Here is a 26,837-nt window from a genome sequence, read left to right on the forward strand (position 1 = left end):
GCGAAGCCCTTCAGGCAACAGCTTGGTGTCGAAACGCCCTGTCATGATGATCATCCCCTTCAGCATCTGCGCCAAATGTAGGAGTGGAGCCGTCAAACATCACACAATGTGCGCCAGAGCCGTTTTACTCCGCTGCCGTGCATGGGCGCGCCGAGGTGATCGGTGATAGCGAAGTGCGCGACATCATGCGCATCACGCGCCAGACGGAAAAGCTGCATGACTTTGCCTTCCGACTGGCGCGCAAGCGCCGTGCGCGTGGCAAGCCGGGGCATGTGACCTGCGTGGATAAGGCCAATGTCTTTGAATCCCAGGCGTTCTTCCGCAAGATCTTTGACGAGCGCGCCGAAGGGTTCACCGATGTGGGAAAGAGCTACAACTATGTCGATGCGCAGGCGCCTGATCTGATCCGCCGACCTTGGGATTTCGACGTGCTGGTCATGGAAAACATGTTCGGCGATGTCCTGTCGGATCTGGCCGGTGGTCTGGTTGGCGGGATGGGCATGGCGGCCTGTGCCGAGATCGGCGACGATCATGCCCTGTTCCAGCCCGCTCATGGCAGCGCGCCCGACATCATGGGGCAGGACAAGGCCAACCCGCTCGCCGCGATCCTGAGTGGTGCGTTGATGCTCGACTACCTCGCCGAGACGTATAACAGCCCGGCGGCGCAATCGGCTGCGCTGCTGGTCGATACGGCCGTTGAGCGCGGCTTTGAGCAAAACCGGCTGCGCCCGATGGAGTTTGGCGGCGATATGGGCACGGCGGCGATGACGGCCGAGCTGGCGTTGCTGATCGACGAGATCGCCTCCGGTGCGGAGACAGGCGCGCAATGACGGGGCAGGGCGATCAGATCGAGATCGGTGCGATTGCCGATGATTTCACGGGGGCCTGTGATCTGGCGGTGATGTTGCGCCGCTCGGGGATGCGGGTCGCCCTGAGGGTCGGCGTGCCCGAGGGCGCATTGCGCGAGCGCGCCGATGCCGTCGTTGTGGCGCTGAAAACGCGCAATATCGCGCCCGATCTGGCCGTCGCCGAAAGCTGCGAGGCGGCGCGCTGGTTGCGCGATCACCTTGGGGCAAAACGATTGTTTTTCAAATATTGTTCTACGTTCGATTCCACGGACGCGGGCAATATCGGGCCGGTCAGCGACGCGCTGATGCAGGAGGCGGGCGCAAAACGGGCCATCGCTGCGCCCGCCTTTCCCGAAAACGGTCGGCGCGTATTCATGGGGCACCTGTTCGTGGGCGATCGCCTGCTGTCGGAAAGTTCGATGGCGCAGCATCCGCTAACGCCGATGCATGACCCTGATCTCGTGCGGGTGCTGTCGCGCCAGCGCAGCGCCCCGGTCGGGTTGATTGACAAGACCTGCATCGATCTGGACGTAGACACGGTGCGCGCGTCCTATCAGGGTGCGGAGGCGGGCACGATAGTGATCTGCGATGCCGTCAGCGATGGTGATCTTGATACGCTTGCGCAAGCGGTTCTCGCTGAGCCGTTGGTCACGGGGGGCTCGGCGATCGGGGCCGCCCTTGCGCGCCAGATCATGGCCGGGTGCCGCGCGCAGCGCGATGCCTTCACCCGTCCCGATCCTGCGCAGATGCGGGCGCTTGTCCTGTCGGGGTCGGGCTCGGAGATGACGCGGGCGCAGGTGTCCCAAGCGATTGCGGCAGGCTATGAGGCGGTCAAGGTGGGCGCGGCAGAGGCGGGCCAGCCCGAGGCTCTGGCAACGCAGGTTCTGGATCAGCTGGCGGCGTGTTCCAATCCGCGCCAACTCGTTTATGCCACCGACCGCCCCGAACAGGTCAAGGCTGTGCAAGCGGTTCTGGGCCGTGAAGAGGCCGGGGCGCGGCTTGAGACTTTCTTCGCCATTCTGGCGCAGCAGGCCGCCGCGCGGGGCTATAACGCTTTCGTCGTCGCGGGTGGCGAGACCTCGGGCGCTGTCGTGCGCGGGCTCGGGGTGCAGGAACTGGCGATTGGCCCCGAAATCGCGCCGGGCGTGCCTTGGGCGCAGGGCGGGGGGCTGTGGCTTGCGTTGAAGTCAGGCAATTTCGGACAGGCGGATTTCTTCGAAACCGCGGTGTCGATGCTGGAACAAGGAGAGCCTGCATGACAAGCAAATTGCGCGAAGAGATCTGCAAGATCGGTCAATCGCTCTATGCGCGCGGATATACCGCCGGTAGCTCGGGCAATATCTCGGTGCGCCTGCCCGATGGCGGCTGGCTGATGACCCCGACCAATATCGCGATGGGTGATCTCGACCCCGCCGAACTGGCGCTGATCGATGCGCAGGGGCGCTTCGTGTCGGGGCCAAAGCCGACGAAAGAGAGCTTTCTGCATCTGGCAATGTATCGCCATCGCGCCGATGCAGGGGCGGTCGTGCATCTGCATTCCACCCATGCCGTCGCGGTGAGTATGCTCGAGGAAACCGACCCCGATGCCGCGATCCCGCCGCTTACCGCCTATGCGGTAATGAAGCTGGGCAAGGTCAAGCTGGTTCCCTATTTCCCGCCCGGCGATCCTGCCCTGGGCGATGCGGTGGCGGCGGTGGCGGGCAAGCATCACGCGGTGTTGCTGGCCAATCACGGCCCTGTCGTCGCAGGCACGGATCTGCGCGCCGCACAATATGCCAGCGAAGAGTTGGAAGAAACCGCCAAGCTTTTGTTTATTCTTCGGGATCGACGCTATCGTGCGTTGACGCCCGACGCCATCCTCGACCTGCAACACCGTTTTCCGAGCTGATCCATGTTTGTCATCACCGTCACCTTCACGATCCATCCCGGCCAAATGGGCCGGTTCATCCCGCTGATGCGCGCTCAGGCGCAGCAATCTCTTGACCTCGAAGAAGGGTGCCTGCGCTTTGATGTCTGCACCGAGGCCAAATCCGATCCCACGCGCGTGTTCCTGTATGAGGTCTATTCCAACGCCGCCGCCTTCGAGCAGCATCTCGCCAGCACCCATTTTCAGCAGTTCGACAGCGCGGTCGCCGAGCTTGTGCAGGCAAAAGAGGTGCAGTCCTGGGAATTGTCGCCATGCGGTCAGGCGTCTGTGAGCGTGCTCTAGGCGCGGCACCTTACCCTGTCAAGACAGTCCCGTTTTTGTATGGAACGGCGCGGTGCCACAGGGCTACCGCGCCGAATAGTTTCACGTTTCACTGCGATCCGTTGCCGGGGGAGGCTCGGGGCTCAACGCGCTGATGCGGTTATAGATTTCAGGTGTCATATCAAAGTGTATAGCTGCCAGAGACGGCAGCAATTGTTGTGACGTCCGCCCCGATATGATCGGCATCGGGGCCGCAGGATGGGCGGCGACCCAAGCCACCGCCAAAGTTGCGGGATCGGTGCCAATCTCGGCCCCCAGATCGGTCAACCCGGCGGCGGCTTCCAGCATCCAATCCTCCCGGTAACGCGATTTGTAAACCGTGTTCTGCGCCAGTCGCCCCGTTTCGCCGCGTTGGTATTTTCCGGTCAAAAGCCCGGCCCCCAAGGGCGAGTAGGACGCGACTGCAATGGTCTGATCCGCCGCCATCGGCAGGAGTTCAACCTCGGCCTGACGTTTGAGCAAGCTATACATCGGCTGGATGATGTCGATCGTCAGATCGAACCTGGCTGCGACCGCGACGGCTTTCATTACCTGCCACGCGGCGAAATTGGACAGCCCGACATAGCGGATCTGTCCGGCCTGTTTCAGGCGCGCCAAAGCCTCCATCGTTTCGTGCAAATCGGTGTGGGGATCAAAGCGGTGCATGTAGAGCACATCGATCACATCAAGCTTCAACCGGCTGCGGGAAACGTCGAATTGGGCCGTCAGATTAGCCTTGCTTGCATCCCCGTCGCCACCGAATTTCGTCGCGATCAGCAGAGAGTCGCGTTCCGTTTCGATCATCGCTGACAGCATGGTTTCCGAAGCGCCGTCACCATAGCCGTAAGCGGTGTCGAAATGGTTGATGCCTGCACGGCGGCAGGTGGTGAACATATCCTTACTGGCCGCTTCATCCGCGCCGCTGCCAAACTGCATCGCGCCAAAGGCGAAACGGCTGACCGGGGTTGCGTCAAGTGTTGTGATCTGGGGCATCAGGGAACTTCCCGAATATGATCCAAAGGGTGGGCCTACGTCCTGAGATGAGCGCGTGCTTTTATATCGTTGCCGATCTGCAGGAATGGGATGTCGACGGCATCAAAACAGACCCTCAAACAGCAAGTTACAAAGCAATGCGCGCCAATGAAAGGGGCGGTTGAGTAGACCTTGTTGCACATATCAGTGATGAGGATTCACTACGCGAATCCAGTGCGTTAGATCGGTGCCTTGCCGAAGCCTTCTCCCACCCGCTATCGCACGACGAACTGGTTCGAATATAACGCGGCGCTGCGCCAGCGGGGCTCGCTCTCGGTCTGGTTTGATCCCGACACGGTCTGGCATGCCGGAAAAACCGGCAAGCGGGGGCGGCCCGAGACGTTCTCGGATGCGGCGGTCCAGGTCTGCCTCACGCTGAAAGTGCTCTTCGGCCTTCCGCTTCGGCAAACGGTCGGGCTGGTCGAGAGCCTGATCCGGATGGCTGGGCTCGATTGGCCGGTTCCGGATTATTCGACGCTGTGCCGACGGCAAGCGCGGCTCGGGGTGCAGATCCCCTATCGCCGTTCGGGGAAGCCGTTGAACCTGCTGATCGACAGCACCGGCATCAAGTTCCGCGGCGATGGCGCCCTCTCGGGCGATTGCTTCGCAATCCCCTGCCGGGTAACAAATGGCTGGCCCGGAAGCATGGCCCTACCCGGCGGAGGCAATGGCGCAAGGTCCACATCGCCATGGACACGGAGACCGGCGACATACGCGCGGTCGAGTTCACCTCGAGCCGCCAGGGGGACAGCCCTCTGCTGCCGGAGTTGCTGGCGCAAATTCCCGAGGAAGAAGAGATCGCCACCGTCACCGCGGACGGCGCCTATCACACGCGACGATGCCATGCCGCGATCATCGAACACGGCGCCGATGCCGTCATACCGATCCGCCGCAACGGGCGCGCCTGGAAAGAGGACTGCCCTGCAGCCTTGGTGCGAAACGAGATCCTGTGCGCGACGCGACGCCTTGGAAGAGCGCTCTGGAAACGATGGGCGGACTATCACGTCCGAAGTCGGGTCGAAGCTCAGATGAATCGCCTGAAGCTCTTCGGCGAGCGGATCATGTCACGAGACCCCGACCGCCAGACCGCCGAAATCCAGATCCGCATCGCTATCATGAACCGCTTCTCGGTCCCCGGTAGGGCCGAGATCGAGGCTATCACCTGAAGGGCCACGGGAAAGGGGGCCGTCAGCCCCAACGCTGATTTGCGCAACAACGCCGGGCGAAAGCCTCCGATAAGTTAACAAATCAATTTTGGGCCTTGTCGAATGTCAAGCCTCTGGTGCGGGTGAGGATAGCTTTGCGCACAGTGTCGTGGATTGCAGCAGGGAAGTTCGGCGGCAATGCAGCAGCGACGGCTTCGATGGCATCTTCCGCCCGCGCGGCGACATCCTTGATCAGACTGGTCGCACGGATTTTCGAAAGCCCGGCTCGCATTCCCGACTGAACAAAATGCCGACCGTGAACTTGATCAATTCGGTAGTGCCGCCGGTCACCGACTGACATGGCGAGCTTCATCTGTTTTCGCTCGATCTGACGCGCGATAAGGCTCGGCTGAGCTGAGAGTATGTCATAGAGCGGCGTCAGGCGGTATGAACCGCCGGGACTGATAAACACGCTGAAATTCTTGGCGTGACCGTCTGTCGCGCCCATCAGCCAGAAAATGATCTGAGCCTTGAAGAACACGTCCTGATCTTCTGTCGGCGAGTCGCTGCCGGTCAAAAAGCCAAGGATATCGACAATGCCAGGACCACCATCGCTCTGATATTTGAGTGTCGGCGGGACCGAGAGGGCTTGGCAGCAATCCTCTTGCGGCAATCTGATCAACCGACCGTCCTTCGTCCAACGGCGGTCGAAGCGTTCAATGACTAGCGCTTTGGTTTCGCCGAAGGTTTGGATACGAGCATCATTGACCGGTAGGCCAAAAGCTTCAGCCAGTTTTAGGCAATAGAATTCATTCTCGACACTGTCCGAGAGGTCGATGCCGTCCGGCAATTTGCCGAGTTGTTTTTTGAACAGATGCGTTGTTGGCGTCGTGCCATGTGGTTTAAGCCAGTTTCCGTCATGCCAAAGCAGCGCCGTCTTTTCCTGTGCGCCAGCCACTGAGATCCTGAAATCGTCGTCGCGGGTCAGGCCAAGCGGAGCTTGGCTCAATCCTTTCAGAATTTTCTCGATGGCGGCTTCATCGACAATCTCTCCTTCGATCGTGCCTGTGCTGTCGATCTCTTCATCGTCACCAGCCATGAATTGCAGTGCGCCAACACAATCTCTCCCGATGATGGATAGCAGGCTGTAGGCATCAATGCCGCGCGCGCCGACTTTCTCGGCGACGCGGCGTCTGAGTGCGTCGGAGTCTGGCAGCAGGTTCTCAAAAACCGCGACCACGGGTTCACCGCGATAGGGTGTCTCGCGCAAGGGAAGGGAAAGAGAGACCGGTAGCGCATTACTCCAGTCTAGCCAGTTTTGATTATAGGCGAAGCTGATCGCGCCGCTGGTTTCACGGCTTAGCGTTCCGACACGCCGGTTGTTGAGATAGACACGCAGCGGCACATAGCTCGGACGCCGTCCCATCAGAACAACTCTTCTATGTCAGATGCCGTCCCCTTAGAACGCGACCTGATTGTGAATTCGAGGTCGAGGGCGGCCAGCACGGCAAGGATGGAATCCATCTTCGCGGGCGTATTTCCGGTTTCGATCAAGGAAATAGTGCCTTGGCGCAGTCCGGCGCGTTCGGCCAAATCCATCTGCGTCAAGCCGCGCTTTTTACGTGCGCGCTGGATGATGGTTCCGATTTGTTTTGTTGTGCGTGCAAGGTCATTCATATTGCCAATATACGCCATGGCGTATAAGGTGTCAATATGCGCTGTAACGTATATGTAGCAACTATACGCTGGAGCGTGTATGGCCAATGTATGCGCTGTGGCGTATAAGTGAAAGCTGTGGCCTCTGGGATGCGGCAGCACTCGAGGGGCCCAAGAACAAGTGATGTGCTCTCGTATGACGAGTGAAATTTTGCTACACAAAATGATACACACTTTGATCGCATCAAAAAATTAAACTATTGTTTTAAAATGAAAAACATTTTTTTCACATGGGATTTGTCGGACTTCGTCTCCGCCACCTAAACCCCCTTACTGTATATGATTTCAATGGGTTAGGTCTCTTTTCGGCGTTGTCGCAGGTAACACAAGAGGTTACACAGCGATGATTGTCCTGTTTGAATCGGGTCCTTTAGGTTCATGTGCAAGCACCTACAGTTAAAGGGAAACACCTACTATTATCGGCGTAGAGTGCCGAGCGATGTCCGTAAGCTGCACAAAGCTCCGAACACCCGCAAAACTCCCGAGCAATTGTTCTTCAGCTTGAAAACTTCAGACAAGGCCGAAGCTTGTCGGCGGGCAGATTCACATACTCGTCGGCTTGATGCTCTTTGGAAGGCATACAGGGAGCGCCATGAGACCGAAGGCAATGCTCAGCTTGCACTGGCAACCCTAGAAGCAGCTAGTCTCAAACCTGGTCATGCAAAGCTCCAGCCAGATGATCCCACCATCGACAACTTTCTTAGCTACTACCTCCCTTCCCATGAGCCCTACGAGCCCCGTCCAGCGCTGACGCCCCAAGAACAGCTAACCGTAGACATCCTGTATGGTGAGAAGATCCCGCGTACGCTTTCCGACGCCAAGGAACTGCACTTTGAGTTAGGGAAAGGGCCGAAGAATCGCGTGGGTGAGCAGCAATTTGATCGTGCTTGGAATTTGCTCTTGGAGATCACGGGCGACATCACACTCGACAATCTCAACCGAGAGCATGCCAGGGAATTCGTTCGTCGTCTGGTCGACAATGGCGTTGGGCCTGAGACGGTGAAGCGGTACCTGTCTCAAGTTCGGCCAGTCATCAGGACGGGCATTCAAGAATTTGAACTCTCGATGACAAACCCCTTCGATGGGTTAACAATTCCCAACAGGGATGAGGGGCCAAGAAAGCCTCGAGACACCTACAGCATGGCTGAATTGGACGTGATCCAAGAAAAGTGTCGGCAAACGGATGACCAAAGGCGCTGGGCTATCGCGATGCTTTCGGACACAGGCGCAAGGCTTGCTGAGGTTATAGGTCTGAAGAAGGGCGATGTCTTCCTAGATGCGGCAGTGCCATATATCTACATCCGCCCCAATGAACTCCGTGGCCTGAAAACCAAAGGCTCTGAGCGGAAAGTTCCTCTTGTCGGAGAAGCCCTCTGGGCAGCAAAGCGAGCTATGGAAATCAAGGGGAATTTCCTTTTTTCCCTGCTTCCAGCCCAAGGACACCAGTAAACCCTTCAATTCTGGCACAGCTTCCTCAGCACTCAACAAATGGCTGAAGGACAACAACCTTGCGAAACCAGGGCAAGGGCTTCACAGCTTCCGTCATACGCTGAGAGATCGCCTACGAGCCGTAGTGACACCATCTGATTTGATTAATCAGATTGGAGGGTGGACGAACGAGGGTGACCGTCCGTGCCCTTGTGGCACTTCAACTTGCCGTAGCTTTAGCACAATGTCCTCGGGCTTTTCTCGCTTTCCAGTCATCTCGTCGTCCTCTTGAAAACGGGATAATTCTATCCCAAAAGGTGGACCACTTCGGTGGGGGCGTTCCAATCCCGCCGCTACCGTGGCCGACTATTGCTCCACCGTTCTCACCGCAATGGTCATAGCAAGCCGATTAATGAGCCCTGAGCCTATTCGCTGGGTGGCGGGCAGTCTTTGAGTTGCTGCACAACCGTTGCGGTGTAATCCGCAATCGGGATGCCCGCGGACACCCTGTGAAAGACGATCGCTGAGTTGGTAACATCGAATTGCGCGCTGGACGCAGTCGGTCCCATTCCGTGCTCGATCAACAAGGCGGGCTGCTCGCAGAGCGCCTTGGGGAAGTCGCCGCGAAAATTGTAGCGCATTGTCTGTGTGATCGACCAGACCGGGAGCGTGGAGATATGGAAGGCCAGTTCTCCTGTCGTTCCATAATCCGTAACCGCGATCCAGCGTGCGTTGTTGGCGTGTGCAAACGCCTCAAGCCGATTGGAAAGCTGTGCCCAGCCCTTGGTTTGATTGAACGGGTTGTCGCCCGGAAAGACCGGCGGCCCCGGCCAGAGGGCCAGCCCCAAGGCAATTACCGAGAAAAGCGCCGAAACCCCGGCTGCAAAATAGATAGCCACCTTGCGATACTGGGGCGCGCCGAGCGCACAAATCACGCTCAACGCGGGAAAGACCGGGGCGAGCCAGTTAGCCTGAACCCGCGCATGCGATGAATGGAAGGCGAAGTAGATCAGCAGCGGCAGGTTGAGCCACAGCAGGATCGCGCTGCGCGTGCTTGTGCGCATTACGCCGCGCCCAAGAAACCACAGCAGCGGCGGCAGAACTGTGACGAGGATGATCACCAGATAGGTTGCGTAGGCCGAATGCGGCAGCGCCCCCACATCAAGGCGGGAAAACTGGCGCTGAAACCCATACCAGTCATGCTGCATGTTCCAGAGCAAGAACGGCAGCACCGTGATGCTAGTGGCCCCGATCGCGACCCACGCGCCGGACCGGACAAAGATGCGTCGCCCTGGTCGCGTGAAAATTAGCCACATTCCGATTCCCAAGATCAGGAAAAGGTTTGTGAACTTCGACAACACACCCAGCCCCAAGGTCACGCCGAATATCGCGAACCAGCCAGTTGATTTGCGCACAGGGTCTTTGATCGCCTCGAACAGGGCCATTGTTGAGAAGGCCCAAAAGACCACCGAGGGCGAATCCGGCGTGGAGGAAAAGCCCAGCACGATCGGGGTCGTCATCGTTGCGTAGAAAAGGGCTGCAACCTGTGCGGTGCGCCGATCGTGCGACACCAGCCACGCGATCCGGTAGACCATTGCGGGCACCAGCGCGAGCGTAAGAACCGATACAACCCGCACACCCAAAAAAGTGGTCCCGAAAATCGCACGCCCCGCCCAGATCCATAGGGCGATCATCGGCGGGTGGTCGTAATAATCAATCGCTGGTCTGGTGGCCCAAAGCGCGTAGTAGCTTTCATCCTGAAACACTGGCACCCAAAGCGCGAGGGCCGCGTGAAACGCCAGTGCGACGACCGAGATAAGCAGGAGCGTGGGAAGGCCGTTCCGCACCCAGAGATTGGATGGCCGTGTGGCGCCCGTAAAGTCAGCCGGGGCCATGTTTAGGTCGCCCGCCACGTGAAGATCAGGCTAGCCCAGAAATTCCACAAAGCGCCGATAATTGCGCCGATGCTGCTGGCGACAAACCACAATGGCAGAAAGTGAAACAGCACGGTCGCCGCGGCAATATTGGCAACAGCCCCGACCGTGCAGACCAGATAGAACGACACCAGACCGCGCAGAAATGCGGACCCTTTCAGCCTGCGTTCGCGATAGGTGATCATATTGTTGAGCATGAAATTAGAGGTCATCGCGACCAGAACACCAATCCCCTGAGCCCAGACGAACTCTTCGCCCAGCACCAGCATGGCCAGCCGCATCACCGCAAGTTGCACAAACAGGCCTGTCGCCCCGACAAACAGGAACAACACGAACCGCACGGGCAGCACGCCACCGGTCATGCGCGAGATAAGCAGCGCCAGAAACTCCAGCGACACATTGATCGACATCTTCGACTCTCCTGCGGTTCGCGCACGGAACTGATAGGGAATTTCCACGACCTTCCAGCGCCCTTGCGCCGCCGACAGCATGTCAGCGAGGATCTTGAACCCATGTGTTTGCAGCCCGCAGACGACCTCGTTGAAGGCACGGCGGCGCAGCATGAAAAAGCCGCTCATCGGGTCGCTCACTGCCAGCCCCAAGAGCCGCTTGACCAAGGCGGTGGCGCGGTCTGATCCCCATTTGCGCACGCGCGACAACCCGTCGCCCGAGGTGCCGCCCGTCACGTTGCGAGAGCCGATGACCAGATCTGTGTCCTGCGAGTCCTGCATGATCTGATACATGTCGGCCAAGCGACGTTCATCATGCTGCAGATCCCCGTCCATGACGGCGACGACCGGGGCCTCTGACCCAAGAATGCCCTCGATACAGGCCCCGGCAAGGCCCCGGCGTCCGACCCTGTGGATCAGTTTGACGCGGGGGTCTGTCTGTGACAGCTGGCGCACTTCGTCCGCCGTTCCGTCTTGGCTTTCGTCATCGACAAAGACGACGCTCCAGACGATCTTGCCAAGCGCACGGTCCAAAAGCCGAACCAGCTCTCGGACATTTTCGCGCTCATTATAAGTCGGCACGACGACCGTAAGATCAGGCGCAGCAATCTGAGTCATGTTCCTACCCACGTGAAAAGCAAAGGACCTGCGATTTGAAAGATGCGACGGCTTCGGGGCGCTCGAACCAGACGGTTCTGGGGCGACCTGAGGCGGGCGAGAGTGTTCGCCTCACGCCTTTGTCGCGCCAAGCCTGTCGCCGCGCTCGGTTGATTGGGCCTCATCTTGCGAAAACGTCCTTGAAACTGGCGCGGCACCCCTGCCTTGCGTGCAAGCGTGAATCTGGGTTGCCCGCGCATATGCCGCCCGCCCTCAGGCGGCGCAGATATCGCGATGCGGCGTCACTTTCGTCTTTCGCGACGCGCCTTGCATCTGGAAAGCGCACTCAAATGATCAAAAGACAGTCATCGGCGTGTTATCCTTCGGTCATCGCGTGTTCTTTGAAGCGCCAGTCCCCGCGCCCCCGGTGACGTATGATTTGGGGGCGTGTGCGCAATGCGCAGCCACAAAGGGTGCCCATCGGTTCAGGCGAGGTTGTCAACGGCGGAGCAGCCTTCTCACGCATGTAAACATGCGCTGTCAGGTAACAGATCGAGATCATGTTCGGGCGATTGAAGGACCGGCGAAGGGTTCCCACATGCTACGACAGGTGCCCGAAGGTCTATCTCGCAGCTGTAGCCCTCGCCGCCACCGTGATGTTCTGGCTATGAAAATTAACGAGTCTGGAGCCTAGCAACAAGAATGCGTCATGCGCCACGTCCGCTGACGAACTGAAGCTCCTCTCCGCGGCACAGGGCGAAGTTTCTGCGCGGCCACGAAGAAGCGGGGATCGGCGGCGCGTTGATCAGGCCCGCTTCGCCGCGTTCAGCGTAGGCTTGCCGCCACCGATAGAAACTGGATCGGCCAATCCCAAAATAACGGCAGGCTTTCGCAACGTGACCAATCTCTTCTGCGTATCTCAGTATCCGCAGCTTGCGCTGAATCTAGCGTTGATCCTTGGTCATCAACATCTCCTTCTTCCATATCCTGAGAGGCTAAAGGAAATGTCCCGCGAGTAACGGCTTATCTACAATCCTTTGGCCGGCAGGCGATGTGTGCATCACCGAGAGGCGGGTTCTTTCTCATCGACATTGCCGAAGTGCAGGCCGCTGAAGGTAAGATCTATCTCTTTGTCGGCATTGACCGGACCAGCAAGTTCGCCGTTACCCAATTCGTGGATAAGGTTCGCTGAAAGTCGCGTCCACTCACGATCGCAAAAACCGTCAGGCGCTGAAGCGTTTTTCGGCTCTTATTCGTTGATCTGCATTAAAGCTCTGCCGTCCCTGCTCGGATATTATACTTCTAGGCGGAGCCGCTTTCGGCACCCTGCTCAATGGAGATACAGTGTGTCCAAGGACTCAACCGATGCCGCTTTTTGCATGACTTTTCAGAAACTGGCGGAGAAGCTGGAGACTGATCTGAAGACTGGGCTAGGTGCGGATGAGGTGAAAAAGCGGCTGGAGGCGCATGGGCCGAACCGCCTGCGCCGACAGAAAAAGAAAAGTGCGCTGGCAATTCTTCTACATCAGTTCAAAAGCATTATCGTATTGCTTTTAACCGCTGCGGCCGTGATGTCCTTCGTTATGGGTGACATCGCCGAAGGCGTCGCCATCGCCTTCGTGTTGATCCTCAATGCGGCCATCGGATTCATTTCCGAGTTTAAAGCAACCCGCTCCATAGAAGCGTTGATGCATATTGCCGAGGTCCGCACACAGGTGCGCCGTGGCGGTGAGGTCCGCATGATTGATGCGCACGAACTGGTTCCTGGCGATGTTGTGATCCTTGAGGCTGGTGATGTCGTTACGGCTGATCTTCGGCTGAGTGAAGCGTCGAACCTGCATGCAGACGAATCCGTGCTGACGGGCGAATCCGCGCCGGTGACGAAAAGCACTGAGCCAGTGGATAAGGAGTCCGCTCTCGGTGACCGTCTAAGCATGGCGTTCAAGGGCACAGCGATTACTCAAGGTGCAGGTGAAGGGATCGTGACCGCGACGGGCATGGAGACGGAGCTTGGCCGCATCAGTGACCTAGCGCAAAACGCAGAAGGTGAGGTCGCGCCCTTGGAGCGTCGCCTTGACAAGCTGGGCCATCGCCTTGTCTGGCTGACGTTAGCGCTTGCGGCGTTGACCATTGTTGCAGGTATTCTGCGAGGGCACGACGTGGCAATCATGGTGCAAACCGGGGTTGCTCTTGCGATAGCCTCCGTGCCCGAAGGTCTCCCGGTCGTCGCCACCCTCAGCCTTGCGCGCGGCATGTTGCGGATGAGCCAGCGCAATGCGTTGATCACCCGGTTGTCCTCGGTCGAGACGCTGGGGGCCACAACGGTGATCCTGACTGATAAGACCGGCACGCTGACCGAGAATCGCATGACGGTCGTCCGGTATTTACTTGCCACTGGGGATGTGGATGTCGAAGCCTGTGCGGCAGCCGAAGGGCCGGAGCCCTATAGCCCGATGGCGTGGGCGCTCCGGATTGGAGCGCTTTGCAACAATGCAGAGCTTGGGGACGGCTCGAAAGACAGCCGGAGCGGCGACCCGATGGAAATCGCGCTGCTGTCGGTTGCAGGTGATTTTGGAGCATCGCGGAAGAGCCTTCTCGAGCATAACCCGGAGGTTAAACAACATGCCTTCGATCCTAACAGGAAGATGATGGCTACCGTGCATAGGGCTAACGACGGCCATCTCTTCGCCATAAAGGGTGCACCCGAGGCGGTGTTCGACGTTTGTACAAAAGTGATCGGGCAAGACGGCGCCCAGGATATGACCGATGACGCGCGCCAAAAGTGGATAGATCGCAATTCTCAGGCAGCGCAGGACGGGTTGCGCCTGTTGGCCCTCGCGATGAAAGAGAAGGCATCAAAGGATGCTGATCCTTATGAAAGCCTCACACTTGTTGGGCTGGTCTGTTTGCTCGATCCTGTCCGTGCAGACGTGCCACACGCTATAGAGGCGAGCCGCAATGCAGGGGTGCGTGTGGTCATGCTGACGGGCGATCACGCAGACACCGCCGAGGCCATTGCGCGGGAGGCAAGCCTTGGGGACGGCGAACTGTCGGTCGTTGAAAGCAGCGAAATTGATGGATTTGATCCGAAAACCATTAGTGAAGATGACCGTAAACGTATCCTGAATGTGGACGTTTTTGCGCGAGTCTCGCCCGAGACGAAACTCATGCTTGTGTCCTTATTTCAGGACGCGGGGCATATCGTTGCTATGACAGGCGACGGTGTAAATGATGCGCCGGCGTTGAAGAAGGCCGACATAGGTATTGCCATGGGCCAACGCGGCACGCAGGTGGCCCAGGAGGCCGCTGATATGATTTTACAAGATGACGCCTTCGCGACCATTATTGCAGCCATGCGACAGGGGCGGACTATCTTTGACAACATTCGCAAGTTCGTAATCTACCTCATGTCCTGCAATGTCAGCGAAGTCCTGATCGTGGGTTTGGCCGTAGGCGCGGGCTTGCCAATGCCGCTTCTGCCGCTGCAAATCTTGTTTCTGAACCTTGTTACCGATGTCTTCCCAGCCTTTGCGTTGGGGCTGGGAAAGGGCGATGAGAACGTGATGACCAAACCGCCTCGCGACCCAGCGGAAGCCATCATCAACCGTCGGTGCTGGATTCTGATTGGCATTCTTGGCGCGCTTGTCACGATATCCACTTTGGGCGCTTTCGCCTGTGCGCTTTTCTGGCTGGGCCTTGAATCTGGTCCGGCAGCTACAGTGGCCTTTCTGACCCTTGCGCTGGCGCAGCTTTGGAACGTGTTTAACGTAAGAGATCACGATGCTGGGCTGTTGCGCAACGAGGTCACGCGCAATGGATATATCTGGGGGGCCATAGCGCTTTGTTTGGGATTGTTAGGCTTTGCACTATGGATTCCTTCGTTGGCCGACCTCTTGGGACTGCCTAACCCAGGGCGTGATGGTCTCGTTCTCGCGACCGCTGCAAGCCTAGTTCCACTCTTGCTTGGTCAGGCATGGATCTGGTTCGCTAAACCATCAGATAGAGGCGACAGGGGCTAGTCACCAGCGCATGACTAGTCGCAACACGAAACTTGGTGGACGGGGGCGTAGGTCGCTGTGGGGCGTTGTCAGCTGTCCACACATGACACCACCCTGACGTGGCTTGGTCAGAAGGCTTTGCGGGAACGCTTGGCTTTAAGGACATCAACTGTTGAACCTGACGTTCACGGTGTTTCAGAGTTAGCGTTGATCTAGATCAGTGAGCCATACAGATCACTTGATAGAGTTCTGGCACCGTTTCTGACAAATTGACCAAGAAAGGTCGCGATATAATGAGTCTAGGGACAATCCTCATTTGCCTGACAACCCGGGAACATGCTGAGACTCTGATGAAGCTGGCAGTGCCGCTTGCGCGCAAGCACAATGCACATCTCGTCGGACTTCACACATTGGAGGCGTTAACGATATATCCGGGCATCGCGATGCATATCCCGGCCCCCGCCTTTTCCTCTTTCAACAAAAGTCAGGCTGAAGAAGCTGAGGCGATCAGGGATATCTTTGATACCTACACGAAAAACGAAGACTTCCCCAGTGAATGGCGACTTTTGAAGGCACAATCGACTTTGGCTACAGATAGAATGGTGGAAAGCGCGCGGACCGTTGACTTGGTAATCATGTCCCAAAAGGACAGTGAAGCCGAACGCTACGACCAGCACAATGCGCGTATCACTGTCATTCGAGACAGCGGTCGCCCTGTCATCATAGTGCCACTGGGGTATGAGGGGCCGACAGTCGGTGAAAACATCCTGTTGGGTTGGAGCAATACGCGCGAAGCGGCGAGGGCGTCACACGATCTTTTGACGGTTGTTGATGACGGTGCAGCGCTCTGCATCCTGCAAGTGGGCGCGGCGCAACCGGTCACGCTTGAAACATCCGATACAATTGAACTTGCCAATATGTATGCACGGCACGGACTGAAGGTCTCGCTGGAGCAAAGAGATGGAACAACCAAAGGCGTTGCAGACGTTATAAACCAAACCGCCTTTCAAAAAGGAGCCGATCTTATCGTCGTTGGCGCCTTTGGTCACTCCAAGGCATATGATTTCGTCGTCGGTGCGACCACATATGATTTATTTGATGGCGCAAAGTGCCCGGTCATGTTTAGCGCCTAGGCTCAGGACTTCGGTAACGAGGACGTCTCAGTCAAGCGCTTTTCGACATAGGCATCAGACCGCGTGGTTGGTCTGCCCCCATCGGGTGGTCCGGTTTGAGTGTTAGTGCATCGTTGGCCTCTGGTCTATCGGGACCATGCTTTTAGGCGCTGGCGGCCGGTAGCCCAAGGCGCTGTGCGGCCTGACGGTGTTGTAATGCCGACGCCATCTCTCGATCAGGATCTGAGCCTCGCGCAGGCTGTAGAAGAGCTCGCCATTCAAAAATTCATCCCGGAAGCGGGCGTTAAAGCTCTCGCAACATCCATTTACCCGCGGTGAACCTAGGGCGATGAATGCCGTCAACGCCAACGTCCCCGATCGATGCCCGCACTTTCTTGGCGATAAATTTGGCGCCATTGTCGGACCTTATGTATTCCGGCGGGCCGCGTAGAATGAACAGATCAGTCAAGGCGTTGACCACATCCGTTGAGTTGAGCCCGCGTTTGACGCGGATCACCAGCGCCTCCTTCGTGAATTCGTCAATGATATTCAGCGTGCGGAAGATACGCCCGTCATGCGTCCGGTCCTGCACGAAATCATAGGACCAGACATGGTTCGGACGCTCCGGCCGAAGCCTCACACACGACCCTTCATTGAGCCAGAGCTACCCTTCTTGGGTTGTTTTTTTGCGGGACCTTCAGCCCCTCCCGTCGCCAGATCCGTTTGACCACTGCCCGACAGTGGTTTGTTCGCAAACCACGAGAGGGGCGCTTGTGATTTACATGCCAACCGCTGTTATTCAGCAGCCCGGTGATCATGCGATACCCCCTCTCGGCGATGCAGGCATCGCCTGCCGGGCAATGCATAGCGTCCGAACTCTTCGGCCAACGCGATGATATCCACGGTCAGCCGTGCTTCGTGCGGCAGTCCCATGGGCACCCTGCGCTCGGACACGCTGAGGGTTTGCCGCACATGGTCGATGCACTGCCTGCGGCGGGAAGGGCTTAGAAGTTTCTCCGCGCAGCCTCGGCCAGGATCATCTTGTCCAGCGTCAGATCCGACACGGCACGTCTGAGCCGGGTATTCTCGGCCTCCAACTCCTTCAAACACTTAAGTTGATCGCGGCTCATGCCACCATACTCCTTGCGCCACCGAAAGTAGGTCTGAACCGTCACGCCGATCTGCCGCACGGCATCGGATATCAAGTTGCCTTGCCCCTGCAAAACTTCTACCTGCCGCAGCTTCAGCACAATCTCTTCGGGTTTGTCTCTCTTTCCAGCCATCTCTGGTCCTCCTGAAATGGGATAATACTATCCCAGTTAGTGGACCACTTCGGTGGGGGCACTCCAATCAGCGACGACACTAGGCTGGCGGCCCATAGGCGATGAAACAGGCGGGTGACAGTTGGGCCGCGGCCTTGATCCGTTGGCCGAAGCCACAGGCTTGCGGTGCGTTTCGGGCGGTTTGTGAAACATCAAAGCGCCGCTTGCGGGCCGGGGACTGACCTTGGCCTAGCGTCTCGCTTGGGTCATTTGTTCGGGTCCGGCGTCACCAATCTTTCACATGAATGCAATTTGCCTTTCATATGAATGTGGGACCCCAGCCCCCGACGAAACTGGCCGGGACATTATCGGAATGGATTCATTTTCCGAACGACAGCGTGAAATTCTTGAGCGGGTGTCAGGCATCGGTCATCTGACGATCGAAAGCTGCGCACAGATTTACGGAGTCTCGCCTCAGACCATCCGACGCGATGTCAACGAGCTGTGCGCGGCGGGCGCGTTGCGCAGGGTGCATGGCGGCGTCGAGTTGCCCCAAAATGAGAACCTTCAATACACATCGCGCCGCATGCTGAACGGCGCGGCAAAGCGTGCCATCGGCCATGCCTTCGCAGCCCATGTGCCCTCGGGATCTTCGCTTGCGGTCTCGATCGGCACGACACCCGAATATGCGATTCAGAAGCTCCGGCATCAAAGCGACCTCATGGTGCTGACCAATAATCTCAACATCGCGCTCTTCGCCTGCGATCAAGAAGGCTGGTCGGTGCGGGTGCCCGGTGGCGCGGTTCGGGCGGGCGATCGCGACATTCTAGGGCCTCAGGTCGAGGATTTCTTTGGTCGCTACCAAGTGGATTTCGGTGTCTTCGGGGTGGGGGGCGTGGCCGAGGATGGCACGCTACTTGATTTCAGCGAGGATGAGGTGGCGGCGCGGATTGCGATCTCGCGCAATTGCCGCCGGTCCGTCTTGCTGCTGGACAGCACGAAATTCGGTCGCTCCGCGCATGTGCGTGGCGGACATCTGAGCGAGCTGGATCTTGTCATTTGCGACGCTGCATTGCCGGAACAGCATCGCGCCGCGCTGGAAGATATCAGCGTCGATGTCGTCATCGCAGAGGCACAGCCATGAGCGGGGCGCAGCAAACGGGGCGTGCGATCCGGCTTGAGGGGGTGACTCGGCGCTGGGGGGAAACCACCGCGCTGGAGCAAATCTCGGTCGAGGCGATCGCGGGCAAATTCACCGCACTTCTGGGGCCCTCGGGGTGTGGTAAGTCGACCCTGTTGCGGATCGTCGCTGGTCTTGAAGAGGCGAGCGAGGGACGGGTGTTGATCGGTGATGAAGATGTCACCGCGCGTTCGGCGGACAAGCGCGATCTCTCGATGGTGTTTCAATCCTATGCGCTGTTTCCCCATCTCAGCGTGGCCGAAAATATCGTGTTCGGCCTGAAAACAAGGCGGGTCGGGCGCGATGAACGCCACGCGCGTCTTGCGCAGGTGGCAGAGTTGCTGGGCCTGACGCCTTATCTTGATCGCAAGCCGAGTCAGCTGTCAGGAGGGCAGCAGCAACGGGTCGCATTGGGTCGCGCGGTGATTTCGCAGCGCCCGGTCTGTCTGATGGACGAGCCGCTGTCCAATCTCGACGCAAAGCTGCGCCACGCGATGCGCACCGAGCTGCGCGCGCTTCAACGTAAGCTTGGGTTCACCATGCTTTACGTCACCCATGATCAGGTCGAAGCGATCACCATGGCCGATCAGGTCGTGCTGATGAATGCCGGCAGGATTGAACAGGTGGCCAGCCCGCATGATCTGTATGAGCGCCCGGCAACGGTTTTCGCTGCGCGCTTCATCGGCACACCGCCCATGAACATTCTGCCGGCCAGCGCGCTTGGCGAAATCGGTGCACGGATCGAGGCTGCGGCCGGGCGTCGCTTGCGCTTTGGCATCCGCCCCGAGGCGCTTTACCCCGATCCGCAAGGGGCGCTTGAGATGCGCCTGACCGGTGGCGAATACCTTGGTGCGGATGCGCTGGTGCAGGGCACGCTTGGTGGGGCGGAGGCGCTGATGCGTGTGCCCGGCCAAGCGCTCGCGCCGACAGGCTCCGTGCTGCGCCTCGGCCTTGGGGCGCATGATCTTCACCTCTTCGACGCGGATACGGGCAAGCGGTTCGAACTGCCCCAACTCGCCTCGCTGACAACCCGGCTGGACACCCCGGCGGGTCGACCCGGCGTAACAACGCCACTCTCCAACTGGAAGGACCTTTGACCATGTTCGACAAGCTCTTCAAGGGCACCGCAGCCGCGGTGACGCTTGGCCTTCTGACCGCGATTCCGGCGCATGCGGTCGATCTGCAATTCTACTTCCCCGTAGCCGTTGGTGGCGGGGCAGCCAACACGATCGAGACGCTGACCCAAGATTACATGAAAGATCATCCCGATGTGAAAATCGATCCGATCTATGCGGGGTCTTATCAGGATACGATCACCAAGGTGATCACCGCGTCACGAGGAGGCAACGCGCCCCAGATCGCGGTCGCCTTGTCGACGGACATGTTCACCCTTCTTGATGACGATCTGATCCTGCCGTTTGACAACTACGTCAAGACGGATGCCGACAAGGCATGGCTTGAGGGTTTCTACCCGGCCTTCATGGAAAACAGCCAGGTAGATGGCAAAACCTGGGGCATCCCGTTCCAGCGTTCGACGCCTGTGCTGTATTGGAACAAGGAGGCCTTCAAGGAGGCCGGTCTTGATCCCAACACCCCGCCTGCAAGCTGGGATGAGATGGTCGCGATGGGCAAGAAGCTCACCAAGACGGATGCCAATGGCAATGTCACGCAATGGGGCGTGCGCATCCCGTCCTCGGGCTTTCCCTACTGGCTGTTTCAGGGGCTCGTGATCGAGAACGGGGGCAAGCTCGCCAATGCTGAGGGGACCGAGACCTATTTTGACAGTCCCGAGGTGGTCTCGGCGCTGCAATATCTCGTCGATCTGTCCACCAAGGACAAGGTGATGGAGCCGGGTATTCTTGATTGGGGTACGACGCCCAAGGATTTCTTCGAGCGCCGCTCGGCGATGGTCTGGACCACAACGGGCAACCTGACCAACATGCATGACAACGCACCGTTTGATTTTGGTGTGGCGATGTTGCCCCAGAACAAGCAGCGCGGCGCGCCCACGGGTGGGGGCAACTTCTACCTGCTCAAGGGCTCATCGGATGCCCAGCTTGCAGCGGCGGTCGATTTCATCAAATGGATCACAGCGCCGGCGCAATCTGCCGTCTGGACTAAGGCGACCGGCTATGTGGCGCCGCGTCCTGCCACGTGGGAGACGTCCGCGATGCAGGATTACGCCAAGGGGTTCCCGCAGGTGCTCGTTGCGCGTGACCAGCTGCAATATGCCAAGGCAGAGCTGTCAACGCACGAAAACCAGCGTGTGACCCAAATCCTCAACGATGCACTGGAGGCTGCGATTACCGGGCAGAAAACGCCGCAAGAGGCGCTGACACAAGCGCAGGCCAAGGCCGATCAGGTGCTGGCCACCTATCGCTAAACATCCGTGCTGAGGCACTTTGGGGGCAGGTCATGCAGGATCTGCCCCATTCTCTCCCGACAAGGACGAACGCAATGTTAAAGCGCGAATGGATATATGGCTGGTTGCTGATACTGCCTGCGCTTTCGCTGATTTTCCTGTTTACTCATTTTCCCGCAGCGATGACCTTGATCAACTCGGTCTTCTCCACGCCACGCGGAGGCAAGGACGCGCATTTCGTAGGCTTGGCCAATTACGAGCGGTTGATCCATGACCCGGTGTTCTGGAAAGTGCTCGTCAACAATCTCTGGTATGCACTGGGCACAATTCCCGTGTCGATTGCTTTGGCGTTGCTGATGGCGCTGCTGGTCAACCGCCCCTTCAAGGGGCGTGCGCTGGCCCGAATGGCCTTTTTCACGCCGACCATCCTGCCGCTGATCGCGGTCGCGAATATCTGGCTGTTTTTCTACACACCCGGTTTCGGGTTGATCGATCAGATCCTTGGGTTTTTTGGGTTCGGGCAGACGAACCTTTTGGGCACGCCCTCAAGCGCGTTGCCCGCGATCATGGTCGTCGCGATCTGGAAAGAGGCGGGGTTCTTCATGATTTTCTACCTCGCCGCGCTTCAGTCGATCCCGTTGCAACTTGCCGAAGCCGCTAGGATCGAAGGGGCAGGGCGCTGGACGATCTTTCGCCGCATTACCTTCCCACTCTTGATGCCGACAACGCTGTTCGTGTCGATCAATGCGGTGATCAACGCCTTTCGCCTTGTTGATCACATCTTCATCCTGACGGGTGGGGGGCCGGGGAATGCCTCGTCTTTGCTGCTTTACTACATCTACGAGACCTCCTTTCGCTTTTGGGACACGGCCTATGGCGCGACGCTGACGGTGGTGCTGCTGAGCCTGCTCTGTCTGCTGGCGGTTGGTCAATTCTTCCTGTTCGACCGGAAGGTGCATTATAAATGAGCCGCTTTGATCGCTACCTCTGGAATGGCGGCGCGGGGCTGCTGGCCTTGCTGTGGGTCTTGCCGCTGCTATTTGCGGTTTGGACCGCATTCCACCCCTCGGCCTATGAGGCGAATTTCACCCTGAGCGCGCCCATCACGCTGGAAAACTTCGTGAAGGCGTGGAATGCGGCGCCGTTTGCGCGCTATTTCCTCAACACGTTCCTGTTGGTGACGGGGATCACGGGGGCGCAATTCGTCCTGTGCTCGCTTGCGGCCTACGGGTTTGCGCGGTTCCGGTTTCCGGGGCGCGATATCTTGTTCTCGCTGGTGCTTTTGCAATTGCTGGTCATGCCCGACATTCTGATCGTCGAGAACTACAAGATCATCCGCGCTTTTGATGCGGTTGATACGCTGCAAGGCATCGCGCTGCCCTATATCGCCTCAGGCTTCGGCGTGTTCCTGATCCGCCAGACTTTCATGACGGTGCCGCGCGAACTTGATGACGCCGCGCGGATCGAAGGGGCAGGGCCGTTGTCGATCCTCTGGCGGGTTTATGTGCCGCTCGCCAAGCCCACCTATCTCGCCTACGGGCTCGTTTCGGTCAGCTATCACTGGAACAATTTTCTCTGGCCCCTGATCGTGACGAACTCGACCGAGACGCGCCCCGTCACCGTGGGGCTGTCGGTCTTTGCAACCACGGATTCGGGCGTTGAATGGTCCGTGATCAATGCCGCCACCTTGATGACATCGGCGCCGTTGCTCATCGCGTTTTTGCTGTTTCAGCGTCAATTCGTCCAAAGCTTTATGCGCGCGGGCATCAAATAAGAAAGAGACCAACATGACCTTGCCACTGCTTGGCGCCGCCATCCGCCGTCCCGATCTCGACATCCTGCGCGATTGGCTGTTCGAGGAAAACCGGGCGATCGAGATCCAGGACTTTGTTTTGCCCGATGTGATAGCAGGTGATCCGCGCGATCTGATTGAGTCCTACAAGGTCGCGCTTGCGGGCCATCACGGACCACGTGGCATTCACGGCCCGTTCTTCGGGCTCGACCTTGCTAATCCCGATGTGGAGATTCGCGCCGTGATCCAACAGCGCCTGCTTACCGGGCTCGAGATCGCCGAGGCGCTGGGGGGCACGCATATGGTCGTGCATTCGCCCTTTACCTATTGGCATGTGCTCAACCGCGACAACTATTCGCAAATCCATGATCAGATGATCGAAGCGATGCGCGCGTGTCTCGCCCCCGTTCTGGCACGCGCAGGCGAGATCGGCTGCACGCTGATGTTGGAAAATATCGACGACACCGATCCTGCGGCGCGCGTTGCGGCGGTGGCTGCGATCGATCATCCGGCTTTGCGCGTGTCCCTTGATACGGGCCACGCTGAGCTTGCGCATGGGCGCTATGGCGCGCCGCCCGTGGTCGATTTCATCGCGCAGGCCGGGGCGCGGCTTGGCCATGTTCATCTGCAAGATGCAGATGGCTATGCCGACCGCCACTGGCATCCGGGCGAGGGGCGTATTCTCTGGCCCGCAGTGTTTGCCCAGCTTGCGACGCTTCCTGAAATGCCACGCCTCATTCTTGAGGTGCGCAACCGGATCGCGCGTTTGCCCGCAACAGTGCGCAACTTGCAAGAGCGCGGCCTTGCGCGGTGAAACGCCGCTTCGCTTGCGCATGTTGCAAGCCTGTCATTCGGGTGCAGTATGGGGCCTCAACGCGAGGCTCCACGCATGCACAGGCTTGCCCGAGATGCCGACGATGCACATGTGTGTCATGACGTCTCTCCTTGAGGTCAGAGGTCAAGCCGCCAAACTGTGCTTGGCGACACGGCGCGGGCCACGGGTCAGCAGCCACAAGGCAAAGCCGATCTCAGCTAGGGTGACGATAAGCAGCAGGGCGACCTTCATCGCCTCCAGCAGGCCCGCGTCGGGAAAGACGAACATCTGCACGCTATCGACAAGATATCCAGTGCCACCCACGATCAGGCCGGCACCGATTACGCGGGGATAGAGACCGGAGCGAGCAACCAGCGTGCCGAGCAACAGCAGGTGGAGGCAAAAGAAAATCTGCCAGATCCAGACGCCCGCATCATGGAAATGGCGCAACAGACCCGCCAGCTCGATCCGTTGAACCTTTGAGAAGCTGCCCAATGGCACCGTTCCGTCGGCGAGAGCCAGAGAACCGGCGTGGAAAAACAGCATTGCCGCCATCACAGCGACCATCAACAGGCGCGCATACGAGGCTGCCAGTGACAGCGTCGCGTTTACCGGCCGGAACATGAAATAAAGCATCACCGACACCAGAACCTCGGTCACCATCATCACGACATCGCCAACAAGTCCGGCGTAAAAGAGCCCACGGTGGAGCGCGATATTTGCGAAGGTCGCGGCCGGGTCGCCGGCCACGTTCAACTCACCGGGGACGTAAAGGATCGAGAAGCCACCGGCGAAAGCGATGATCAGGTAGAGCGCCCCTGTCAGTCGGGCATAGGCTCGTGAGGAGGGATCTTCAAAAGCGGTCATCGGCGGAACTCCTTGCGGTCAATGTGACGGGATCGCTCTCTTCATAGATCCATTCGTTTGAGCTGGAAATTGACCGGCTAAGTCGATCTGATATGCATAAATGCATGGATTGGCGCAGCGTGACCTTCGACTGGGACCGGGCCCGTGTTTCCGCGTGACGGACCAAGAAGGATCGCTCACTGCCGCTGCGCGCGCCCTGAAGCTGGTGCAGCCGATGCTTGGGGGCAGACAGAGGCACTAGAGGGCGAGGTCGCAATCTCGGCGTCCGAATTCATCGAGATCGACGGTCACGACGGTCAGGGGAGCTTGATGGCATTGCTCAACACTCCCGGGTTCGCGCTCACAGAGACCAATTTCCCGCTTCGCTGCCGCAACTTCACGGTGATATGGGAGATGGTGCGCCTGCGCCATCTCTGGCATCTTCAGGCTACGCAGATGATGATAGCGGCACCGGCAGGATCATGACGTATGACCCACGCCTCCTTGCCGCACCCCATCGTAGCGCGCGACATTGGTCTCTGGCTCCTTGCTCAACGGTAGCGCTGAAGGTGGTGTCACATCGGGTTGGTCGGTTGGCTTTCCATCCACCAGCCTGTGAAGAACGTTGAGCACATGGGTCTTTATCGGCACGCCCGCCTCCAGTGCCATCCCCACAGCACAGAGCACAGCCTGTTCATCTAGGTGCAGAACAAGCGACAGGATATCGACCATCCCCTGCCCGGCAGGGCATTGCGCAGCAATGTCCCGAGAGGGGCGCGGTCTCCGCCAGGCTTTCGCAGAATAATATCCTGCAATTGACGGCAAGGATTGGGCATCGCGACAAACGGTGCTCCGTTGCGCAACGGCCTCGGCTTACACTGCACAACGGTCAGGTAATGGCGCCAGTCATAGCTAACGCGGCCAGGCTGGCGGTGTGATCTCTCGATGATGCGTTCATGCACGCATTTCACGGCCCCCTCAGCCACAATTACCAGTCGTTCAGGATAGATGTGCAGGCTGACAGGGGGGGGCGCAAAGCTGGCAGGCACAGAGTAGCGGTTGCGATCAAAGGTAGTCAGGCAAGTCGGTGATGCGCGCTTGCTCAACTCAACTAAGCCGTCAAAGGCCGTTGGTAGCGGCATCAATGCGGCCCTCTCGACCCCCCAGGCATTAGCAATCCTGCCCGGCAAACTAGCATGCACAGACGCGGCTCAAAGCGCCTGACAGTGAACTTCCAGCCATCCATTCAGTGCTTGAACGTCTGAAAAAGGCAGTCGCCACCTGCCACGGGCGATGGCGCGCATAGCGGACGTACTTCTCAACCTGGCCTTTCTCCCACGCAGCAGCTGGATTGCAAAACTCAGGCTCAAAGACGTAGTGGCTGGTCATCGCCAAAAAGCGCGCATTTATATCGCGCGGCTTGCCTCGGTCAACCCTGTCCACGGCTGTCTTCATGTTATCGTAGATGCCGCGGTCGGGGATACCCTCAAACACGCGAAAAGCATGCCAATGGGCGTCAAACAGCATCCATTGATCGGCAGTGCGTTTCCTCAAGAAATGTCACGAGAGGGACGTGGGTCTGCAAACAAATAGGCCCGCACCAGAAACGCGCGGCTGAGTGACAGCTTGATGTGGGCGACCTGAAGCTTCACGCGCTCGCCACCAATAATGGCCCAGTCCTCGCTCCAATCAAATTGGAACGCTTCACCCGGTTGGAACACCAGTGGCACAAAGGTTTCCCGGCCTGTTGTTTGCTGGGCGCGCTGTCGGTCCGCCTTCCAACCGCGCTCAAAGACCGCAACCCGCTCATACGATCCGTCAAAGCCATGCTTCACCAGATCTGCGTGCATCTGCTTGGCCGTGCGACGGTCTTTGCGAGACTTACGCCGCTCCGTCACCAACCAACCATACAGCTTCACCGCAAATGAATCCAACTTACTTGGCCGTGTCGGCGTCCGAAAACTGGGTTCAACTATGTCAGCCCGCAGATAATTCCTGACGGAGTTGCGAGACAGCCCTGTCCGCCGTGAAATCTCACGAATAGGCATCTTGTTTCTCAAGGCCCATCGTCGAATAACGTTCAAAAACCCCATGT

At 58.5% G+C, this 26,837-nt stretch carries 20 protein-coding genes and 6 pseudogenes; 17 read left to right on the forward strand and 9 right to left on the reverse strand.

What is annotated here, in order from left to right; all coding sequences use genetic code 11:
- Positions 1-83: 83 nt before the first annotated feature.
- Genes AB4874_RS08340 through AB4874_RS08355 form a run of 4 tightly spaced genes read left to right on the forward strand, consistent with a single transcriptional unit; the run spans position 84 to position 3,057 of the window.
- On the forward strand, positions 84-830 hold the full coding sequence (locus tag AB4874_RS08340) for an isocitrate/isopropylmalate family dehydrogenase (RefSeq protein ID WP_368391648.1): 747 nt from the start codon (positions 84-86) through the stop codon (positions 828-830).
- Positions 827-2,107, forward strand: a complete 1,281-nt coding sequence (otnK, locus tag AB4874_RS08345; protein ID WP_368391649.1) for a 3-oxo-tetronate kinase — start codon at positions 827-829, stop codon at positions 2,105-2,107. Before AB4874_RS08340 ends, otnK begins: the two co-directional genes overlap by 4 nt.
- A complete protein-coding gene (gene otnC / locus AB4874_RS08350; RefSeq protein ID WP_368391650.1) occupies positions 2,104-2,736 on the forward strand; it encodes a 3-oxo-tetronate 4-phosphate decarboxylase in 633 nt (210 codons plus the stop codon). The genes otnK and otnC overlap by 4 nt, the downstream gene beginning before the upstream one ends.
- A gap of 3 nt (positions 2,737-2,739) precedes the next feature.
- Positions 2,740-3,057, forward strand: coding sequence for a putative quinol monooxygenase (locus tag AB4874_RS08355; RefSeq protein WP_368391651.1), 318 nt, complete (start codon positions 2,740-2,742; stop codon positions 3,055-3,057).
- 81 nt (positions 3,058-3,138) lie between these two features.
- On the opposite strand, the gene AB4874_RS08360 is transcribed toward AB4874_RS08355, so the two are convergent.
- Positions 3,139-4,068 carry an aldo/keto reductase gene (locus AB4874_RS08360; RefSeq protein WP_438273459.1) on the reverse strand — a complete coding sequence of 310 codons (930 nt, stop codon included), beginning with the start codon at positions 4,066-4,068 and terminating at the stop codon, positions 3,139-3,141.
- A gap of 231 nt (positions 4,069-4,299) precedes the next feature.
- On the opposite strand from AB4874_RS08360, the pseudogene AB4874_RS08365 reads away from it, so the two are divergent.
- A pseudogene (locus tag AB4874_RS08365) lies at positions 4,300-5,273 on the forward strand (IS5 family transposase).
- Between the two features lie 82 nt (positions 5,274-5,355).
- Here the strand turns inward: AB4874_RS08365 and AB4874_RS08370 are convergent.
- Positions 5,356-6,678 carry a type II toxin-antitoxin system HipA family toxin gene (locus AB4874_RS08370; protein ID WP_368391652.1) on the reverse strand — a complete coding sequence of 441 codons (1,323 nt, stop codon included), beginning with the start codon at positions 6,676-6,678 and terminating at the stop codon, positions 5,356-5,358.
- The gene (locus AB4874_RS08375; protein ID WP_368391653.1) at positions 6,678-6,929 is read right to left on the reverse strand and encodes a helix-turn-helix domain-containing protein; all 252 of its coding nucleotides are present in this window, start codon (positions 6,927-6,929) and stop codon (positions 6,678-6,680) included. Before AB4874_RS08375 ends, AB4874_RS08370 begins: the two co-directional genes overlap by 1 nt.
- A gap of 417 nt (positions 6,930-7,346) precedes the next feature.
- Between AB4874_RS08375 and AB4874_RS08380 the strand changes: the two genes are divergently transcribed.
- A complete protein-coding gene (locus AB4874_RS08380) occupies positions 7,347-8,417 on the forward strand; it encodes a DUF6538 domain-containing protein (RefSeq protein ID WP_368391654.1) in 1,071 nt (356 codons plus the stop codon).
- Between the two features lie 404 nt (positions 8,418-8,821).
- On the opposite strand, the gene AB4874_RS08385 is transcribed toward AB4874_RS08380, so the two are convergent.
- Together AB4874_RS08385 and AB4874_RS08390 are read right to left on the reverse strand one after the other, a co-directional pair.
- A complete protein-coding gene (locus tag AB4874_RS08385; RefSeq protein WP_368391655.1) occupies positions 8,822-10,291 on the reverse strand; it encodes an ArnT family glycosyltransferase in 1,470 nt (489 codons plus the stop codon).
- A 2-nt stretch (positions 10,292-10,293) separates the two neighbouring features.
- Positions 10,294-11,397, reverse strand: coding sequence for a glycosyltransferase (locus AB4874_RS08390; RefSeq protein WP_368391656.1), 1,104 nt, complete (start codon positions 11,395-11,397; stop codon positions 10,294-10,296).
- Positions 11,398-11,924: 527 nt separating this feature from the next.
- On the opposite strand from AB4874_RS08390, the pseudogene AB4874_RS08395 reads away from it, so the two are divergent.
- Positions 11,925-12,047, forward strand: a pseudogene (locus AB4874_RS08395) (IS5/IS1182 family transposase); the annotation flags it as partial.
- Between the two features lie 114 nt (positions 12,048-12,161).
- On the opposite strand, the pseudogene AB4874_RS08400 reads toward AB4874_RS08395, so the two are convergent.
- Positions 12,162-12,320 (reverse strand): annotated as a pseudogene (locus AB4874_RS08400) (helix-turn-helix domain-containing protein); the annotation flags it as partial.
- Between the two features lie 128 nt (positions 12,321-12,448).
- Between AB4874_RS08400 and AB4874_RS20050 the strand changes: the two are divergent.
- The 3 genes and pseudogenes from AB4874_RS20050 to AB4874_RS08410 form a co-directional block, all read left to right on the forward strand.
- A pseudogene (locus AB4874_RS20050) lies at positions 12,449-12,547 on the forward strand (IS481 family transposase); the annotation flags it as partial.
- 175 nt (positions 12,548-12,722) lie between these two features.
- Entirely contained in the window at positions 12,723-15,395 is a 2,673-nt protein-coding gene (locus AB4874_RS08405) for a cation-translocating P-type ATPase (protein ID WP_368391657.1), read from the forward strand.
- Between the two features lie 329 nt (positions 15,396-15,724).
- Positions 15,725-16,507, forward strand: a complete 783-nt coding sequence (locus AB4874_RS08410) for a universal stress protein (RefSeq protein WP_368391658.1) — start codon at positions 15,725-15,727, stop codon at positions 16,505-16,507.
- A 102-nt stretch (positions 16,508-16,609) separates the two neighbouring features.
- Here AB4874_RS08410 and AB4874_RS08415 read toward each other — a convergent pair.
- Positions 16,610-17,769: pseudogene (locus tag AB4874_RS08415) on the reverse strand (IS3 family transposase).
- Between the two features lie 352 nt (positions 17,770-18,121).
- Between AB4874_RS08415 and AB4874_RS08420 the strand changes: the two are divergent.
- The 6 genes from AB4874_RS08420 to AB4874_RS08445 all read left to right on the forward strand — a co-directional run bounded on the left by AB4874_RS08420 (position 18,122) and on the right by AB4874_RS08445 (position 23,896).
- Positions 18,122-18,892, forward strand: a complete 771-nt coding sequence (locus AB4874_RS08420) for a DeoR/GlpR family DNA-binding transcription regulator (protein ID WP_368391659.1) — start codon at positions 18,122-18,124, stop codon at positions 18,890-18,892.
- Positions 18,889-20,025: an ABC transporter ATP-binding protein gene (locus AB4874_RS08425; protein ID WP_295536570.1), complete on the forward strand. Its 1,137-nt coding sequence runs from the start codon at positions 18,889-18,891 to the stop codon at positions 20,023-20,025. Before AB4874_RS08420 ends, AB4874_RS08425 begins: the two co-directional genes overlap by 4 nt.
- Before the next feature lie 2 nt (positions 20,026-20,027).
- On the forward strand, positions 20,028-21,311 hold the full coding sequence (locus tag AB4874_RS08430) for an ABC transporter substrate-binding protein (protein WP_368391660.1): 1,284 nt from the start codon (positions 20,028-20,030) through the stop codon (positions 21,309-21,311).
- 74 nt (positions 21,312-21,385) lie between these two features.
- Positions 21,386-22,258, forward strand: a complete 873-nt coding sequence (locus AB4874_RS08435; RefSeq protein WP_295536566.1) for a carbohydrate ABC transporter permease — start codon at positions 21,386-21,388, stop codon at positions 22,256-22,258.
- On the forward strand, positions 22,255-23,064 hold the full coding sequence (locus tag AB4874_RS08440; RefSeq protein WP_368391661.1) for a carbohydrate ABC transporter permease: 810 nt from the start codon (positions 22,255-22,257) through the stop codon (positions 23,062-23,064). The genes AB4874_RS08435 and AB4874_RS08440 overlap by 4 nt, the downstream gene beginning before the upstream one ends.
- A gap of 13 nt (positions 23,065-23,077) precedes the next feature.
- Positions 23,078-23,896, forward strand: a complete 819-nt coding sequence (locus AB4874_RS08445; RefSeq protein WP_368391662.1) for a sugar phosphate isomerase/epimerase family protein — start codon at positions 23,078-23,080, stop codon at positions 23,894-23,896.
- 144 nt (positions 23,897-24,040) lie between these two features.
- Here the strand turns inward: AB4874_RS08445 and AB4874_RS08450 are convergent, their stop codons facing one another.
- A complete protein-coding gene (locus tag AB4874_RS08450; RefSeq protein ID WP_368391663.1) occupies positions 24,041-24,763 on the reverse strand; it encodes a DUF4386 domain-containing protein in 723 nt (240 codons plus the stop codon).
- Between the two features lie 309 nt (positions 24,764-25,072).
- Here AB4874_RS08450 and AB4874_RS08455 point away from each other — a divergent pair, with 309 nt between their 5' ends.
- Positions 25,073-25,228, forward strand: a complete 156-nt coding sequence (locus AB4874_RS08455) for a hypothetical protein (protein WP_368391664.1) — start codon at positions 25,073-25,075, stop codon at positions 25,226-25,228.
- Here the strand turns inward: AB4874_RS08455 and istA are convergent.
- Positions 25,223-26,835: pseudogene (gene istA, locus AB4874_RS08460) on the reverse strand (IS21 family transposase). The gene AB4874_RS08455 and the pseudogene istA sit on opposite strands and share 6 nt — an antisense overlap.
- Between the last annotated feature and the right edge of the window lie 2 nt (positions 26,836-26,837).

It is taken from the genome of Thioclava arctica (genome assembly GCF_040892615.1).
GTDB classification, from domain to species: domain Bacteria; phylum Pseudomonadota; class Alphaproteobacteria; order Rhodobacterales; family Rhodobacteraceae; genus Thioclava; species Thioclava arctica.

Coding starts and splice junctions, on each gene's coding strand:
- otnK (WP_368391649.1), top strand. CDS start 827: ATGACGGGGCAGGGCGATCAGATCGAGATCGGTGCGATTGCCGATGAT.
- otnC (WP_368391650.1), top strand. CDS start 2,104: ATGACAAGCAAATTGCGCGAAGAGATCTGCAAGATCGGTCAATCGCTC.
- AB4874_RS08355 (WP_368391651.1), top strand. CDS start 2,740: ATGTTTGTCATCACCGTCACCTTCACGATCCATCCCGGCCAAATGGGC.
- AB4874_RS08360 (WP_438273459.1), bottom strand. CDS start 4,068: ATGCCCCAGATCACAACACTTGACGCAACCCCGGTCAGCCGTTTCGCC.
- AB4874_RS08370 (WP_368391652.1), bottom strand. CDS start 6,678: ATGGGACGGCGTCCGAGCTATGTGCCGCTGCGTGTCTATCTCAACAAC.
- AB4874_RS08375 (WP_368391653.1), bottom strand. CDS start 6,929: ATGAATGACCTTGCACGCACAACAAAACAAATCGGAACCATCATCCAG.
- AB4874_RS08380 (WP_368391654.1), top strand. CDS start 7,347: ATGTGCAAGCACCTACAGTTAAAGGGAAACACCTACTATTATCGGCGT.
- AB4874_RS08385 (WP_368391655.1), bottom strand. CDS start 10,291: ATGGCCCCGGCTGACTTTACGGGCGCCACACGGCCATCCAATCTCTGG.
- AB4874_RS08390 (WP_368391656.1), bottom strand. CDS start 11,397: ATGACTCAGATTGCTGCGCCTGATCTTACGGTCGTCGTGCCGACTTAT.
- AB4874_RS08410 (WP_368391658.1), top strand. CDS start 15,725: ATGAAGCTGGCAGTGCCGCTTGCGCGCAAGCACAATGCACATCTCGTC.
- AB4874_RS08420 (WP_368391659.1), top strand. CDS start 18,122: ATGGATTCATTTTCCGAACGACAGCGTGAAATTCTTGAGCGGGTGTCA.
- AB4874_RS08425 (WP_295536570.1), top strand. CDS start 18,889: ATGAGCGGGGCGCAGCAAACGGGGCGTGCGATCCGGCTTGAGGGGGTG.
- AB4874_RS08430 (WP_368391660.1), top strand. CDS start 20,028: ATGTTCGACAAGCTCTTCAAGGGCACCGCAGCCGCGGTGACGCTTGGC.
- AB4874_RS08435 (WP_295536566.1), top strand. CDS start 21,386: ATGTTAAAGCGCGAATGGATATATGGCTGGTTGCTGATACTGCCTGCG.
- AB4874_RS08440 (WP_368391661.1), top strand. CDS start 22,255: ATGAGCCGCTTTGATCGCTACCTCTGGAATGGCGGCGCGGGGCTGCTG.
- AB4874_RS08445 (WP_368391662.1), top strand. CDS start 23,078: ATGACCTTGCCACTGCTTGGCGCCGCCATCCGCCGTCCCGATCTCGAC.
- AB4874_RS08450 (WP_368391663.1), bottom strand. CDS start 24,763: ATGACCGCTTTTGAAGATCCCTCCTCACGAGCCTATGCCCGACTGACA.
- AB4874_RS08455 (WP_368391664.1), top strand. CDS start 25,073: ATGGCATTGCTCAACACTCCCGGGTTCGCGCTCACAGAGACCAATTTC.